This is a genomic window from Paenibacillus donghaensis (assembly GCF_002192415.1).
Taxonomy (GTDB): Bacteria; Bacillota; Bacilli; order Paenibacillales; family Paenibacillaceae; genus Paenibacillus_AQ; species Paenibacillus_AQ donghaensis.
This window is the reverse complement of sequence record NZ_CP021780.1, coordinates 5,705,623-5,721,780: the sequence shown is the minus strand read 5'-3', so window position 1 is coordinate 5,721,780 and position 16,158 is coordinate 5,705,623. Positions and strand designations below refer to the sequence as shown.

Below are 16,158 nucleotides of genomic sequence, written 5' to 3'. Positions count from 1 at the left end.
GTCCCTCCGGGCTTGCTGGTTTTTGGCTTGGGCTGTTTAGCAGCCGCAGAGGCAACTCTCTTCTTTCCTCCTCAATCGTCTGATAAAGTTGCGAAAGTGGTACAACTTAGGATTTCGCCTCCCATGTTTGGTGCGAGTTCTAAACAGTAACATTTAGGTGGCTATAGGGAAAAACTACCGTTAGATTCCAGCCCATGTTTAGTTGCCTTGGCATATAGGTAGAAGTTACCGCTAATTCGTCTGTTGGTGACAGTTCAAAGTTGAAATGTCCTGATTAGTGGCAGCAATTCCCCATAGCATCCTCGAATGACCGTTCCGAGACAAATTAGTGGTAATAACTACCTACACCGAATCTGCGAAAGTAACATGAGCAGAATAAACACACAGTAGTAGATATTCCAGTCACAGGTTAGCGATTTGGCAGAATTCAGCTTAGAACATCGAAGACTCGGCTACCGTGGTGGTTCCTAAGTTCGAAGCCGTTGAATTAGTTGCGAGAATGCATCTAATTGGCGGATTTTTGGCGTTTTGGAACAAATAGATGCGAAAAGGCATCTATTTTGCGATTTTGAGCGTCATAGGCCTGATTTACTCAAAAATAGTTGCACAATCACACTTATTCGCCCGCCGACTTACGATTTGGCTGAAATTAGTTGTACTTTCGCATCTATTTGCCCGGATCGATCCAGGGCACCTTCTAAACACTCGCCGGGACTTAAGTAGCATCCAGTTTTGCAACTAACTACGCTGAACGCTCCGAACAAAACTTTAAAATCCACGCTATATCTGAAGTAACATTTGGTTGTGCTGCAAGCAATCCGGCTTGGCGGCAAGTACGCTCCTGCGCGCAGGCGGTTCCCCGCAGGCAAGCACGCGCCTGCGCGCACCCGTTACTCGGCAGGCAAGCTCACCCGTATGCTCAGGCGCGAGCCAGCACCTCGCGGCGGTATTCGCTGGGGGACTGGCCGGACCAGCGCTTGAACTGGCGGCTGAAATGGGCGATGTCGCGGTAGCCGAGGATGGAGGAGATCTGCTGCACGGGCAGCCGGTCATCCAGCAGGAGCACCTTGGCCTTCTGCAGCATCAGCTCGGAGAGAAAAGCGCGCGGCGGCAGGCCGAAGACATGCCGGAAGACACGGTTGCAGTGGGAGGTGCTCATGCCCAGCTCGGCGGCTACATCGTCGATGCCGTAATGCTGCTCAGCGACGATGCCCTGCTTGAAATGCTGATTCACCAGCCCCTGCAGCCGGCCCCTGATCAGATGAGCCAGCTCAACCTTCTCATGGCCGGTGCCCGTGAGGCTCGTAGCCTGAATGGAGATTGCTTCCCACAGCAGGCCGAACATCTCGAAGATCGCCGACTGCAGCCGCATCTGTCGGGCGATTGTCATCTCCTCCGCCGTGCCGGCCATCCCGATCAGCTTGGCCAGCACAGGCTGGACCTGGGTGGTGACCGCGCCTTCGGCCGGGAACAGCACCTGCTCCAGCCGGCTGAGCAGCGAGAGAAAATCGGCATCGTCAATATCGAAATGGATGCAGAAGTAGGTGAACGGTTCTCTGCTGATGCTGCGGCTGGAATGGGCATCCCCAGGACGCAGCAGCACCAGATCCCCGGCCTGCTGCATATAGGCGGAGCCGCTGACTGTCAGCAGCTGCCGCCCCTCCAGCACATAGTTGATCTCATATTGCGGGTGCTCATGGACGGGATAATCCCAATCGCCGCTGACCCGGCGCAGATGGATGCCATACAGATTCAGTGTAGTCTGCATATCGGGAATCAGAATCTCGCTGAGGCTCTGTCCCAACGCAGGCGGAATGTAAGCGTTAACCATAATTCGCAACCTCCCTGCCCCATTTGCTATCAGTATAGCGTACTCTGCGCGATTTGGGTAAATATTCGCTGGATTTGGCAATGGCGGCAGCCGGATTTGGCGTGCTAGGATATGAGAAGATGAAAGGGGTTGCAAAATCTGTGAATAATATTTTCTATAACGCACAGCATTCACCAATCGGTGCATTTGCAAGCTTCACCCTCGGCTTCCGCGGCAAAAACGGCGGGCTAGGTCTGGAGCTGGGCAAGCCGGCGGATCACAATGTGTTTATTGGCCTGCAATCCAGAGATGGCGGATGTTACGAGGCCCTGCCGTTCTTCGAGCAAGTTGAGGATGCCAGCGCAAGATATGATGTGGAGAAGCTGGACAAAAGGGAAGCAGAGTTCCAGGAGGTGTTCCCCACCGCTCCGGGAGGCAATGACCGCGATAAGCCGAGCGGCTGGTTCCGGCCCTCCGATACGGTGCTGGCGCCTTTCCGGGACGAGCAGATCTCCCGGGAGCTGAAGGCTGGCACCGATACCTGGCAGGCCGGCGACCTGACGCTGCGCATCTATTCACCGGTGCGGAGCGTGCCGGACCCCGCGGCCGGTGACCGTGAAGCGCTGAAGGCGGCGCTGGTACCTGCGGTGTTCGTACAGCTGACGCTGGATAATACGCAGGGCACCCTTGCGCGCAAAGGCTTCTTCGGCTACGAAGGAAGCGATCCCTATGCCTCCATGCGGCGGCTGAGCGATACCGCTGAGGGCCGGTTCGCAGGAATAGGCCAGGGACGGCTGACTGCGATTGCCTGCAAGGACGAAGGCGTGGTAGAGGCGCTCGGGTTCACAATGGAGAAGATTCTGGAAGAGGGCCTGGCCCATAATCTGGCTTTTGGCCTGGGGGGAACAGGGGCGCTGCTGATGGAGGTAGCCCCCGGCGAATGCCGGACCTTCTCCTTCGCCGTCTGCTTCTACCGGGGAGGCATTGTAACTTCGGGCATCGATGCCTCCTATTATTACACCTCGCTGTTTGCCAATATTGAAGAAGCGGCCGACTATTCACTGCAGCATTTCGGCGAACTGAGCGAATCCTGCTGTGAAGCGGACGAATGGGTGGGTTCCGCCGGATTGTCTTCAGACCAGAGCTTTATGCTCGCCCACGCCATTCACAGCTATTACGGCAGCACCCAGCTGCTGCTGGCGGAGGAAGGGCTGCTCTGGATCGTCAACGAAGGTGAATACCGGATGATGAACACGCTTGATCTGACCGCCGACCAGCTCTTCTATGAGATGCTGCTGCACCCCTGGACGGTCCGCAATGAGCTGGAGCTGTTCGTCTCCCGCTATAGCTACCGGGACCAGGTCAGATTCCCCGGCGAACTGCAGGAATATCCGGGCGGGTTGGCTTTTACCCATGATGTGGGGGTCGCCAATGTCTTCTCGCGTCCGCAGTATTCGGCCTATGAGATGGCTGGGTTGGATGAATGCTTCTCCTATATGAGCCATGAGGAGCTGGTGAATTGGCTGTGCTGCGCTCTGGTCTATATCGAGCAGACTGGTGACCGCGCCTTCATCGACCAAATGCTTCCGGTGATCCGCGACTGCTTCAGCAGTATGCTGAACCGTGATCATCCTGAAGCGGACAAGCGCAATGGGCTGATGGGCCTCGACAGCACCCGCACCGAAGGTGGTGCGGAAATTACGACCTATGACAGCCTCGATGTCTCGCTCGGCCAGTCGCGTAATAACATCTATCTGGCCGGCAAATGCTGGGCTGCCTATGTGGCGCTGGAGCGGCTGTTCGCCAAGGAAGGGCTGGCAGAGCTGTCGGCGGAAGCCGGAGGGCAGGCGGATCAATGTGCCGCGGCGGTTACGGCGGCGCTGAATGACAAGGGCTATATCCCGGCCATTATCGGAGAGGATAACGACTCGCAGATTATCCCGGCGATTGAAGGGCTGGTGTTCCCTTACTTCACAGGCTGTGCGGAGGCATTGGACCGGAAGGGGCGGTTCGCGGGTTATCTGGAGGCGCTGCGTACCCATCTGGATACGGTGCTGGTGCCCGGCACTTGTCTGTTCGAAGACGGGGCATGGAAGCTGTCCTCTACCAGTAGCAACTCCTGGCTCAGCAAAATCTATCTCTCCCAGTTCATCGCCCGCGAGATTCTGGAGCTGCCATGGGGTGACAAGGGCGCGGCTGCCGATGCGGCGCATGTGAACTGGCTGCTGCACCCGGAGCTGTCCTACTGGTGCTGGAGCGACCAGATTCTGAATGGCCTGATCGGCGGAAGCAAATATTATCCGCGCGGAGTGACGGCGATTCTCTGGCTGCTGGAAGGTAAAGGGGAACACCGGCTTGTTCGAATATAAGAATTGATAGGTTGCACGCTATAATAACAAATCAGCTTCAGCAAAGGAGTGCTTCATAATGAGCGCAATATTACAGCCAAAAGGAAATGGTTATGAAGCGTGGCTGGGTTACCCCCGCCCCGCATCGGCTTCGTCCGAACATTCCCCCGTCACCCCGTACCACAGCATCATTGCGGCAGAGCAGGATGAAGTGACCGGCACCGCAGTGGCGGAACTGGTCCGGGGCCTAAGCTCGCTGCTCGGCAGCGCGCCACTGGTTGCTGCAGACGCATTGTCAGCGGCCAATCGCCCTTGCATCGCCATCGGAACGTGGGGTGGGGGCAATCCTCTGGTGGAGCAGGTATTCGGCGGCGATCCGCCCCGGCTTGCTTCACCGGAAGGGTATGCCATCCGCAGCAGTGAAGCGCATAGCTGCATCGCCATCGGGGCCGATGCACCCGCCGGACTGCTGTACGGAGCGTTTCACCTGCTGCGTCTGCTGGGCACCGGCGCGCCGCTGGAAGCGCTGGACATCAGCTCGAAGCCGGCTAACCGCCTGCGGATGATCAATCAATGGGACAACATGGACGGAACGATTGAGCGCGGCTACGCGGGAGCTTCGATTTTTTATGAGCAGAATAGAATCAAGGATGACCTGCAGCGGGTGGAGGACTACGCCAGGATGCTGGCATCGGTGGGCCTCAATGCGATTTCGATCAACAACGTCAATGTGTTCGCGGTGGAGACACGCCTGATCACCGCTGAAATGCTGCCGGATGTAGCCAGAGTAGCGGATATCTTCCGGAAGTATGCGATCCGCAGTTTCCTGAGCATCAACTTCGCCGCCCCGATGGAGATCGGCGGACTGGACACGGCTGACCCGCTTGATCCCGCTGTACGCGAGTGGTGGCGGGAACGCGCTGCCGAAATTTATGCCGCTATTCCGGATTTCGGCGGATTTCTGGTGAAGGCGGATTCGGAGCACCGCCCTGGACCGTTCACCTATGGCCGCGACCATGCCGACGGCTCCAATATGCTGGCGGAGGCGCTGTCCCCATACGGCGGCCTGGTCATCTGGCGCTGCTTCGTCTACAACTGTAAGCAGGACTGGCGGGACCGCAAGACAGACCGCGCGCGGGCAGCCTATGACCATTTCACACCGCTGGATGGCCGCTTCCATGACAATGTCATCCTGCAGATCAAGAACGGGCCGATGGACTTCCAGGTCCGCGAGCCGGTCTCCCCGCTGATCGGAGCCATTCCGGCTACCCATCAGGTGGTCGAGTTTCAGATTGCCCAGGAGTATACCGGCCAGCAGCGGCATCTGTGTTATCTGGTGCCGCAGTGGAAGCAAGTGCTGGATTTCGATACGCTCAGCAGGGGCGAAGGATCTACCGTCAAAGCGATAGCCGACGGCTCGCTGTACGGCAGAGCGTGGGGCGGCATCGCCGCCGTCTCCAATATCGGAGACGACCCCAACTGGACGGGACATCTGCTGGCACAGGCCAATCTCTACGGCTACGGCCGCCTGGCCTGGAACCCGGAGCTGTCGGCCGAAGACATTGCACAGGAATGGGCCCAACTGACCTTTGGCCCCATGGAGCCGGTTGTAGAGACGGTCTGCCGGATGCTGCTGGATTCCTGGAGCATCTATGAATCCTACACCGCGCCGCTGGGGGTGGGCTGGATGGTCAATCCCTCCCATCACTATGGCCCGAATGTGGACGGCTATGAATATTCGATGTGGGGCACCTATCATTTCGCGGATTGTGGAGGCATCGGCGTAGACCGCACCACCGCAACAGGCACAGGCTACGCCGCCCAGTACAACGGATCGAACGCAGAGCGCTATGAAGTGCTGGAATCCTGCCCGGACGAACTGCTGCTATTCTTCCATCATGTGCCATACACCCATAAGCTGCATTCCGGTACAAGTGTGATTCAGCATATTTACAATGCCCATTTCGAAGGGGTGGAGCAGGCGCGCGGACTGCTCGCGCAGTGGCAAGAGCTTGAAGGCCGCCTGAATGAGCAGTTGTACAGCCAGGTAGCCGGGCGACTGAAGGAGCAGGCAGAGCATGCCTGTGAATGGCGCGATATCATCAATACCTATTTCTGGCGCAAAAGCGGGATTCCCGATGAACTGGGACGCGTAATCTACTAGCCTACCCTCCTTACACCTGCCTGCACGGCAGGTGCAAATGAACAGCGGACAAGACAACCGGAGCAGCTCCGGGGGATCTTGTCCGCTGTTTTTTCGGTTTATTTTGAAGGAATTCGATGATTCGTCTGCTTTAGCCACCGGCGGTTGCTCTCTATACTTAAGTATAGAAGCAACAACAAGAAATCGAAGAGGTGATCGTATGAAACGTTTCTTAAGCCGGTGGGACGCCCCCGTAGCCGGATATTTGTTTATTGCACCCTGGCTGATCGGCTTTCTGTGGCTGACCGCGTATCCCATGCTTTTGTCACTGTATTATTCCTTTACGGATTACACCTTGATGGAGTCAATCGACTGGGTGGGATTCAAGAATTATATCAAAATGTTCACCAATGACGCCAAGTTCGTGCAATCAGTGAAGGTAACCTTTCTGTACGTGCTGGCCTCGGTGCCGCTCAAGCTGGTGGCTGCCCTGTTCGTGGCTGTTATTCTGAACAAAGCCGTCAAAGGGATCTCGGCCTACCGTACAGCGATTTATTTCCCTTCCCTGATCGGAGGCAGCATTGCCGTCTCCTTGCTGTGGAGCAACATGTTCGGCGTAGATGGCTTCTTCAACAAACTGCTGGACCTGGTCGGTATTCAGGGCATCGGCTGGATCACCAACCCGGGGACGGCACTCGGATCGCTGATTCTGCTGAATACGTGGCAGTTCGGATCAGCAATGGTTATTTTTTTGGCCGGACTCAAGCAGATTCCCAAGGATCTATATGAAGCTTCTTCAGTGGACGGAGCCAGCCGCTGGACCCAGTTCCGGTCAATCACACTGCCGATGCTCTCGCCAACGCTGTATTTCAACCTCATTATGGGCGTTATCAGTGCCTTCCAGATGTTTACCTCTGCCTTCGTAATCACACGTGGAGGACCGATGAATTCGACTTATGTCTATGCACTCTACCTATACGAGCAAGCGTTCAACCGCTATCAGCTGGGGTATGCTTCAGCACTTGCCTGGGTCATGCTGATCATGATTGTTGTGGTTACCGCACTTATCTCAGGCAGCTCGAAATATTGGGTATTCTATGAAACGGATATGGGAGGGAAGAAATGATGCGCATCAAGTGGAAGCAGGTCAGCCGTCATGCGGCGATGATTGTGTTCAGTCTGGTGATGATTTATCCGGTCATCTGGTGGATCGGGGCTTCGCTCAAAAGTAATGCCGAGCTGAGCTCGCCGAATATTTTCCCCGCTGTGCCGCAATGGAGCAATTTCACTAAGGGCTGGAACTCCGTGCCAGGCTACTCATTTACCCATTTCTATCTGAATACGTTCACACTGGAGATTGCGGTGCTGGTGGCGACGCTTATCTCCTGTACACTGGTAGCGTTTGGCTTCGGACGGCTTGATTTTCCGCTGAAGAAGTTCTGGTTCTCGCTGCTGATGGTCACGCTGATGCTGCCCGGACAAGTGCTGATCATTCCGCAATACGCGATGTTCCACCAGATGGGCTGGGTCAATACGTATCTGCCGTTTATCATTCCGCATCTGCTTGCCGGAGGCGCGGGAGGCACCTTCTTCGTCTTTCTGCTGATTCAGTTCGTGCGCGGCATTCCGAAGGAACTGGATGAGTCGGCCAAAATCGACGGTTGCAGCTGGTTCGGCATCTTCTGGCGGATTGTGCTGCCGCTGACCAAACCTGCCGTAGTGACGGTGATGATCTTCTGCTTCCTCTGGAACTGGGATGACTTCCTCGGCCACCTCCTCTACATCAACTCAGTGGATAAATACACCGTCGGGCTGGCGCTGCGGATGATCAATGATTCCCAGGCCGGGCAGGAATGGGGCCAACTGCTGGCGATGTCACTGGTGTCAATAATGCCTGCCACGGTGATATTTATGCTGCTGCAGAAGTATTTTGTCGAGGGGATTGCCACAACTGGAATAAAGGGATAAAATACGACAAAAAGCGACGGTTTCCTGAAACGTCGCTTTTCATATTGTGCATGACAGCTATAGTACGGGAGGCTGCAGATCATAGATGAAAAGTCCGTTCAAAACCTACAAGATTGACAATCTGTTCTTCCGCACCTTTGCCGGATTTATGATTATTGTGCTTGGCTGCACGGTATGGGCCAGCTACGGGATTACCTCCCGGGAGATGGTGCGCACGAATACCCGTTACCAGCAGCAATTTCTCGACAAAATCAACAAGGAATTGGCCAGCCGGCTGGTGACCATCGAACAGGTGTCGCTGTCGACCTCGCGCAATAATGATCTGGTAGAATTCCTGGGGAACAAAAGCGAAGGCTTCGACCGCTATCAGGAATCGCAGAAAATCACCCAATCGCTGGCTAATCTGACTTATTCCATCCCGATTATCCAGAGCATTGATCTCTATATGCAGGAGCCGCTGAGCGGCGATTCCCGCAGTTATATCCAGTTCCGCAGGCTCGGTGAAGAGGACAAACAGGCTTGGTATCCGGCTATAAGCCAGACGGATTTCGCCTGGTCGCGCGAGCATCAGCTGCCAGGTCTTCAGGGGGAGGTGCCTGTGCTCAGCTTCGCGCGCAAGCTGATATATGACAATAAATACCTGGGGATTCTGGTGATCCATATTAAATCTGATATGCTCAAGAACACGCTTGCCGGAGACACCGTTGCGGTCAACCGCATGATGCTCGACGGGGGGGGCAAACCGCTGCTGAGCATTGGCGAAGCGCCTAGACCGGAGCAGTTGTCAGAGTGGATAACAGGCAAAAATGGATCAGCGGGCTTCTCCAGAATCCACCAGGGCTTCGGGGGCAAGGATTCGCTGTTTGTGTACTCTGTGCTGCCTGACTACAACTGGACGTTGGTGGAGGTTACGCCGTGGAGCCAGATTATCGCTGGCAGTGTCAGGCTGGCTCAGGTCATAGGCATGATCGGAGTGGCTGCCGTGCTGCTGATGCTGCTGCTGGCGCATCGGCTGAGTAGACAGTTTACTTTCCCGATCAAGCTGCTGGTGGGAGCGATGAGCACCTATTCGGTCAACGGGCGGAGCAGTGAGCTGCCTGACGACTATACGAATGAATTCGGAGCGATGTTCGCTGGCTACCGCAAGCAGAACGAGCGGATCGAGGAGTTGTACCAATCACTGCAGGAGCGATACGAGCAGCTGCGAAAGGCAGAGATTGAAGCACTGCAGGCCAATATCAACCCTCATTTTCTATACAATACGCTGGATCAGCTGAACTGGATGGCGATTTCCGCCGGACAGCATGAGATGAGCCGGATTCTGGAGCTAATGGGGCGGATGTTCCGCATCGGGCTCTCCAACGGGGAATCGCTGATTACCGTAGAAGAGGAGCTGACTCATATCCAGTGTTACCTGGAGATCCAGCAATTGCGATATGAGAACAACATCCATTATGTGATCGATGCGCCTGCCGAGGTGCAGCAGCTGTATCTGCCGAAGATGCTGCTGCAGCCTTTTGTGGAGAATGCGGTGGTGCATGGCTTCAGCGGCCGGAGTGGCGGGCATATCGGTATCTCCATCGGGTGTGTGAACTGTCAACTGCTGCTGGTAATTGAGGATGACGGAGTGGGCTTGGGCCAACTGGTGCCTGCTGTAAGCGGACGGCGGACCGGGGGTTATGGCATCCGCAATGTACGGGAGCGGATCGCCGTTAACTTCGGTCCCGGCTATGGTGTCGCCATTCAAGAACGGCTGGAGGGGGGAACCCGTGCTGAGATTACGCTCCCGCTGCTGCCCGAGCGCCCCGGCCAAGAGACGGCGGAGCCCTTCAAGACGGCAAAAGATCGGACAATTTTATAATAAATCGTGCATCTCTCTTCTATAAGGGTTAGCCCGGAATTGCTACGATAAGGGTGTGCACAAATAGGTTAAGCAAAAGGGGGATAAAGTACAAATGAATAATTGCAAACGCTTACTGACCATGCTGCTGGCTGTGTCGCTGCTGCTGGCGATTACAGGCTGCGCAAGCAAGGCTGCCAACGAGGAGGAGGGTGCCTCAGCCGAAGGTGGTCCGGTTAAACTGCGGATCATGTGGTGGGGCTCCCAGGAACGGCATGAGGCTACGCTGAAAGTTCTTGACATGTATACGCAGAAGAATCCGAACGTAACTTTTGAGCCGGAGTATTCGGGGATGGATGGCTATCTCGATAAATTATCGACTCAGGCTGCGGCACGTAATGCCCCGGATGTGATTCAGCTGGACCCTTCCTGGATCAAGGATTGGGTATCCCGCAAGCAGCTCGCTGACCTGACCTCAACGGTTAATGTGGGGGACATTGATTCGAAGCTGATGCCGATTGGCCAGATCGAAGGCAAGAATTATGCTATTCCACTCGGGTTCGTCGCGGAGGGGATGATTTATGATAAGACCTCGCTGGAGAAGCTTGGAGTTTCGCCGCCGAATAATGGCTGGACCTGGGATGATTTCTTCGCCATGGCTGACTCGCTGAAAGGCAAGCTGCCGGCAGGGCAATATTTCATAAAGAACTACGCGGGTGATCCGTTTGCCTACAGTGCCTATCAATATGCAAGAGGCAAAGGGCAACTGGTTACCGATGACGGCAAGTTCAATGTGGATCAGACTACCTTCCTGGACTGGGCCAATAAGTTCGAGCAGATGCGCAAGGAGGGGTTGGTGCCTCCGGCCGATGTGAACACTTCGGACAAGGAATTTGACCCAACCGGTGATCTGCTGGTGACGAACAAGATTATTTTCCGCTTAGCTTATTCCAATCAGTTCGGCGCTTGGAACAGCATGAAGCCCGATTCGCTGGCGATGGTTACCTTGCCGAAGATGGAGGAAGCGGGGGGGTGGCTGAAGCCTTCGATGTTCTTCGGGGTAGCTGAGTCTTCCAAGCATCAGAAGGAGGCAGCCAAGTTCATTGAATGGTTCGTTAACGATCCCGAGCCGGGAGCCGTACTTGGCACCAAACGTGGTGCGCCGGTGAACAACAAGGTTCAGGCAGCAATTGAAGCCGATCTAAGTGCTGATGACCGGACAGGCATGGAGCTGCTGCATGCAACCCAGAAGGATGGTCAGACCTTCAGTCCTGGCGCTCCTGGCTGGACCAATTTCATAGACAAGGATTTCGCGCTTGTTCGCGATGAGCTGAGCTTCGGGGCGGTTACACCGGAGGAGGCTTACAAGAGTTTGGAGAAAGCTTCGCAAGAGTATGTGAAATAAGCGGTTTGGAGGGCGAAGCGGGTTCTTCGGATGGCAATACTGGCTGGTGGAGGGATGATATGTGGAGAATTGCAATCATTGATGATGACCGTCAGCTGCTGCAGGGGATGAAGCGTGCCATTCCCTGGAAGGAGATTGACGCGGAGTGGTGCGGGGAAGCCATGAACGGAGAGGAAGGTTTGCACATGATCGAGCGTGTCCGGCCGGATGTGATCATTACTGATATCTACATGCCGATTATGAATGGTCTGGATATGATCGAGCGGCTGCGGGGTGAAGGTTATGGTTGCAAAATCATTATCCTGAGTGGATATTCCGACTTTGAATATGCCCGCCAGGCGCTCCGCCTGAACGTCAGCGACTATATCTCAAAGCCAGTCAGTATCCCTACAATGAAGGCGATTCTGGATCGGACACTCGGGCAGCTTGCGGAGGAGGAAGGCGAGAAGCTGAAGCAGAACGAGCTGCAGCAGAAGCTGGAGCTGTACGAGCCTCTGGTGGAGAAGGAATGGGTCAAGTCTGCCGTTGCGGGCACTTCCGCCGGAATCTGCCGCAGCGAGGATCTGCCTGTGCCTTACCGCTTCTGGGTCGGCACCCGGCATGTGATGCTTGGCGTAGAGTTGGTACGCGAGAGCCGTGCCTGCGAGCTGGGATTGTCCGATTGGCATCTGTTCCGCTTCGCCACCAGCAATATTGTGTGCGAGGTGGCCTTGCGGTCGTTTCCTCATTTTGAATTTACAGAGCTGCACGGCGGTCGTTCGGCGCTGGTTATTCACCCTCCCGCAGAGATGGGTGAAGAGGTGCTGCAGCAGAAGCTGGAGCAGTTGGGCATTCAATTGATCGACTGTGTGCGCCGGTATCTGAAGCTGGTCATCCGGGTAGGCATCGGGCGGCTGAAGGAGCAGTGGCAGCAGATTCCTGATTCTACAGAGGAGGCTTTCCGGGCGATTGACCTGAAGGAACGCCATGTAGCGGGAGGGTACTATCTCTACACTGCTGCAGAAAGTGCGGACGGCGCCGCCTACCCGGGAGCGATGCGTCCAGTGAAGTTCTATCAGGAGCTGGCTTCGGCGATCAAAACCTCGCAGCAGACCCAGGCCCAGCAAGTAATCCGTGAATTCACCGGCCAGTTGGAACAGGCAGAGTCCTTATCACCGGAATATCTGCAGATGCTGGCCGGCGAGCTATGGGGCATCGTTGCCTACAATCTCTATGAGGTAGGAATGGTACTGGAGGATATATTCCCCAACGCTCATATAGCGAAGGAAACGGCTGGACTTACTGAGCCTGCCCAACTGGCGGAATGGCTCACGGAGAAGATCACAATAATCTGCAGCAGCCGCCAGTGGCGCGGCAACAGCAAACACCGCCAGGCGGTTGATTTCATTACGCAATATATTCATGAGCATTATATGGAGGAGATTACGTTGGGTGATTTGACGGATAAGGTATTTATCTCGCGCAATCACCTGGCAATCATCTTCAAGAACATGACCGGGGAGACCTTCAACACCTATCTGACACGGGTGAGAATCGAGAAATCGAAGGAGCTGCTACTGGAGAGCAATCTGCTGGTTTATGAGGTCGCCGAGAAGGTAGGCTACAAGAATGTGCCTTATTTCAGCACCCTGTTCAAGAAGCATACAGGGATGAATCCGACGGAACTGGTGAAATGAGAAGCTAAAGGAATTAAGGAGTATGGAGGAGAGAGATTGATATGGAGGAAATACTTGCTATAGCAGTGAAGTGCGGTGTTCTGCCGGAGACGATGCTCGCAGCGGTGATGCCTGAGCCTGGCCATATCGTGCTGGAGGAGCAGCCGCTGCCGGTGCTGGCGGCAGACGAGGTGCTGGTGAAGGTTATGGCGGTTGGTGTATGCGGCTCGGATCTGCATTATTATGAGCATGGCCGAATCGGTCGGTTTGTGGTGGAGAAGCCGATCATTCTCGGTCATGAATGTGCTGGGATTATCGCAGCAGTTGGAGACTCAGTTACCCGCGTGCAGCTTGGGGACCGGGTAGCGGTGGAGCCGGGCGTAACCTGCGGCCGCTGCACGTTCTGCAAGCAAGGGCGCTACAATCTCTGCCCGGATGTGCAGTTTCTGGCCACACCGCCTATGGATGGGGCATTCGTGCAGTACATGAAGATCCGCGAGGATATGGTGTTTGCAATTCCTGACCAACTGTCATTCGAGGAGGCAGCGCTCAACGAGCCGTTCTCAGTGGGCATTCATGCTGCGAAACGCTGTGGTCTGCAGGCTGGATCGACTGTAGCAATTATGGGCATGGGCCCCGTCGGGCTAATGGCTGTAGCTGCTGCCAAGGCTTATGGTGCGTCGATGATCATCGTCACCGATCTGGAGGACCTGCGGCTGGAGGCGGCCAAACGGATGGGAGCTACCCATACGATCAATATCCGCGAAGAGGAGCCGTTAGCGCGTATTAAGGAACTCACCGGCGGCATAGGTGCCGATGTGGCCTGGGAGACAGCGGGCAATCCGAAGGCGCTGCAGGCGGCGATGTATTGCTTGCGGCGGGGCGGTAAGTTGGCGATTGTAGGACTGCCAGCGCAGGATGAGATTGCGCTCAATGTGCCCTTTATCGCCGACAATGAGCTGGATATCTTCGGCATCTTCCGCTATGCCAATACGTATCCAAGCGGTATTGAATTCATGGCCTCCGGCGAGATTGATACGCTGTCGCTGATTACTGACCGTTATCCTTTGGCACAAACGCAGGAAGCGCTGGAGCGGGCGATTTATAACAAAAGCGGCAGTCTTAAGGTTATTGTCTATCCCAATGCTTAGAAACAGGATGTGAGCAGAAGCCGCTGAAGCAGTATAGAAAAGGGAGTCACCACAGCCAACGATTGGCTGTGGTGACTCCCTTTTCTACTTATGACATATCAATTGCTGCTGCACAAGCCTTCGCTAACCAGCTGTTCTATCCAGGCAGGGGATGATGTGAGCACGGGGAATTGGGAGAGAGCCCCTGGGGCTCCCTCCCGGGAAGGTCATTCCCGGTTAGACAAAGAGTGAACGGCTGATGATGACGAGCAGGATAAACAGTACCAGAATTGCACCAGTGCTTGTGAATGGGCTACCGTATCCGTATCCGCCTCTAACTTCTTCGCTCATGTTCATTCCCCTTTCGGTTGTGGGTGTGTTGTACTGTGTTGTTCTTGAGTACACGGTATTGTATGTGAGTTGGGGAATTCCTGTATAGGCCAATGCCACAGCAGCTGCCAAAAAAAATCAGCTCCCGGAGACGGGAGCTGAACTATTCATAAAGGATTGGGAAAAAAGGCTGGTAGATCAGGCATTCTCCAAATCGCGCACCCCTGCGTACACCAGGTCGAACAGGTCTTCCAGCTGCTCTTCTTCAATACAGGAGAAGGCAATGCGCAGATCGGTATCGCCCAATGCGATGGTGCCCAGGCCATAGTGATGAATCAGATGCAGCCGCAGCGCTTCGGCATTCACGGTGTGCAGCTTCAGGCACATGAAGTAACCGGAGTTGAACGGGTAATAGGTCCAGGCCGCATCGCCGTATTTGCCGCTGTCCAGCAGCGCTTTGACCTTATTGGCCCGGCCTTTCATGATCTGGAACTTCTCTTCCTTCTGTGCCGCGAAATCAGGCGATTTCAGTGCGTCCAGCACAAAGGTCTGGGAAGGATGCGGTCCGCTGGAGATCGTGGCACGGATGATACCCATAGTCTTCTGCTCCAATGCGGCCAGCAGCTCTTTGCTCTCGGAAGCATAGGTGATGAAGCCGACCCGGAAGCCCCAGACGAACTCCTCTTTCGTGGCACCGTCAATCTTGATCGCCAGCACACGCGGGTGCAGGTTCGCCAGGCGGCCAAACAGCGATTCCTTCAGGGATTGCTCGAAAAAGAGTCCGAAATACGCATCGTCGCTGACAACCACGACATTGATTCCTGCTTCGGCAGCTTTCAGGATGGCGGCAACGATCTCTTCGCCTTCTTGTGCACCCGGAGTGTAGCCCGTAGGGTTGTTAGGGAAGTTCAGCAGTACAATTGCTTTGCCGCGGTCCTTCTGGGCCAGCAGCGCATCCAGCAAGCCGGCGCTGTTGAAGCTCATGTCCTCGGTGAACAGCGGGTAGTTGATGCATTCGCCCAAACGGCGGATTCCGAAGGTTAATTCGTAGTTCTCCCAGTTCTTGTCCGGATAAATAATGGCATCACCCTGTTCGGTGAACAGGTCGGCGACAATGCTGAGGCCATGCGTCAGCGCGTTGGTTACGATCGGGTTGCCGATGGATTTGTCAGCCAGCGAGGGGTTCTCGCGCAGCATCTTTTCCCGCCATACGGTGCGCAGCTCGGGCTTGCCCGCAGGTGGCGCGTAGCCGTACAGATCCTTGGGACTGTAAGCGGAGAGCTTATCCTGAATGACTCCGAGATGCATCGGCATTCCGCCCTCGGTGGCAATTCCGATCGTTGCATTGTATTTCTTGGCATGAGCTGTCGCTTCGGCGGATTGGCTCAGAATGCCCTCCTTCGGGAAATAAATCGCTTTGCCAAGATTGGAGAGCATATCATATACATGTTCGTTGCCTGCTTTGATGCTTTCGTTCAATTGTCCAGCCAGTGAATTCATCAGTTTCATCCTTCCATGGTCGCTTGGGG

Annotated in this window: 11 protein-coding genes; 8 read left to right on the top strand and 3 right to left on the bottom strand. The window is 55.2% G+C overall.

The genetic code is table 11. The annotated features are described in order from the left end of the window. Positions 1-919: 919 nt before the first annotated feature. Positions 920-1,831, bottom strand: coding sequence for an AraC family transcriptional regulator (locus B9T62_RS25885; protein WP_087917917.1), 912 nt, complete (start codon positions 1,829-1,831; stop codon positions 920-922). Positions 1,832-1,950: 119 nt separating this feature from the next. Between B9T62_RS25885 and B9T62_RS25880 the strand changes: the two genes are divergently transcribed. The 8 genes from B9T62_RS25880 to B9T62_RS25845 all read left to right on the top strand — a co-directional run bounded on the left by B9T62_RS25880 (position 1,951) and on the right by B9T62_RS25845 (position 14,320). Continuing rightward, entirely contained in the window at positions 1,951-4,179 is a 2,229-nt protein-coding gene (locus B9T62_RS25880) for a glycoside hydrolase family 52 protein (protein ID WP_087920427.1), read from the top strand. Positions 4,180-4,237: 58 nt separating this feature from the next. Further along, positions 4,238-6,322 carry an alpha-glucuronidase family glycosyl hydrolase gene (locus tag B9T62_RS25875; RefSeq protein WP_087917916.1) on the top strand — a complete coding sequence of 695 codons (2,085 nt, stop codon included), beginning with the start codon at positions 4,238-4,240 and terminating at the stop codon, positions 6,320-6,322. Positions 6,323-6,521: 199 nt separating this feature from the next. Further along, positions 6,522-7,427, top strand: coding sequence for a carbohydrate ABC transporter permease (locus B9T62_RS25870; RefSeq protein WP_087917915.1), 906 nt, complete (start codon positions 6,522-6,524; stop codon positions 7,425-7,427). Next, positions 7,424-8,269, top strand: a complete 846-nt coding sequence (locus tag B9T62_RS25865; protein ID WP_087917914.1) for a carbohydrate ABC transporter permease — start codon at positions 7,424-7,426, stop codon at positions 8,267-8,269. Before B9T62_RS25870 ends, B9T62_RS25865 begins: the two co-directional genes overlap by 4 nt. Positions 8,270-8,354: 85 nt before the next feature. Then, positions 8,355-10,130 (top strand): cache domain-containing sensor histidine kinase, encoded by a 1,776-nt coding sequence (locus tag B9T62_RS25860; protein ID WP_087917913.1) that lies wholly within the window; start codon positions 8,355-8,357, stop codon positions 10,128-10,130. Between the two features lie 94 nt (positions 10,131-10,224). Next, positions 10,225-11,514: an ABC transporter substrate-binding protein gene (locus B9T62_RS25855; RefSeq protein WP_087917912.1), complete on the top strand. Its 1,290-nt coding sequence runs from the start codon at positions 10,225-10,227 to the stop codon at positions 11,512-11,514. Between the two features lie 59 nt (positions 11,515-11,573). Then, a complete protein-coding gene (locus B9T62_RS25850) occupies positions 11,574-13,190 on the top strand; it encodes a response regulator transcription factor (RefSeq protein WP_087917911.1) in 1,617 nt (538 codons plus the stop codon). 41 nt (positions 13,191-13,231) lie between these two features. After that, complete coding sequence (locus tag B9T62_RS25845) at positions 13,232-14,320, top strand: NAD(P)-dependent alcohol dehydrogenase (RefSeq protein WP_087917910.1); 1,089 nt, start codon at positions 13,232-13,234, stop codon at positions 14,318-14,320. Between the two features lie 216 nt (positions 14,321-14,536). On the opposite strand, the gene B9T62_RS40290 is transcribed toward B9T62_RS25845, so the two are convergent. Continuing rightward, positions 14,537-14,650 (bottom strand): YjcZ family sporulation protein, encoded by a 114-nt coding sequence (locus tag B9T62_RS40290; RefSeq protein ID WP_211296355.1) that lies wholly within the window; start codon positions 14,648-14,650, stop codon positions 14,537-14,539. Between the two features lie 177 nt (positions 14,651-14,827). Next, positions 14,828-16,129 (bottom strand): aminotransferase class I/II-fold pyridoxal phosphate-dependent enzyme, encoded by a 1,302-nt coding sequence (locus B9T62_RS25840; protein WP_087917909.1) that lies wholly within the window; start codon positions 16,127-16,129, stop codon positions 14,828-14,830. Positions 16,130-16,158: the final 29 nt, after the last annotated feature.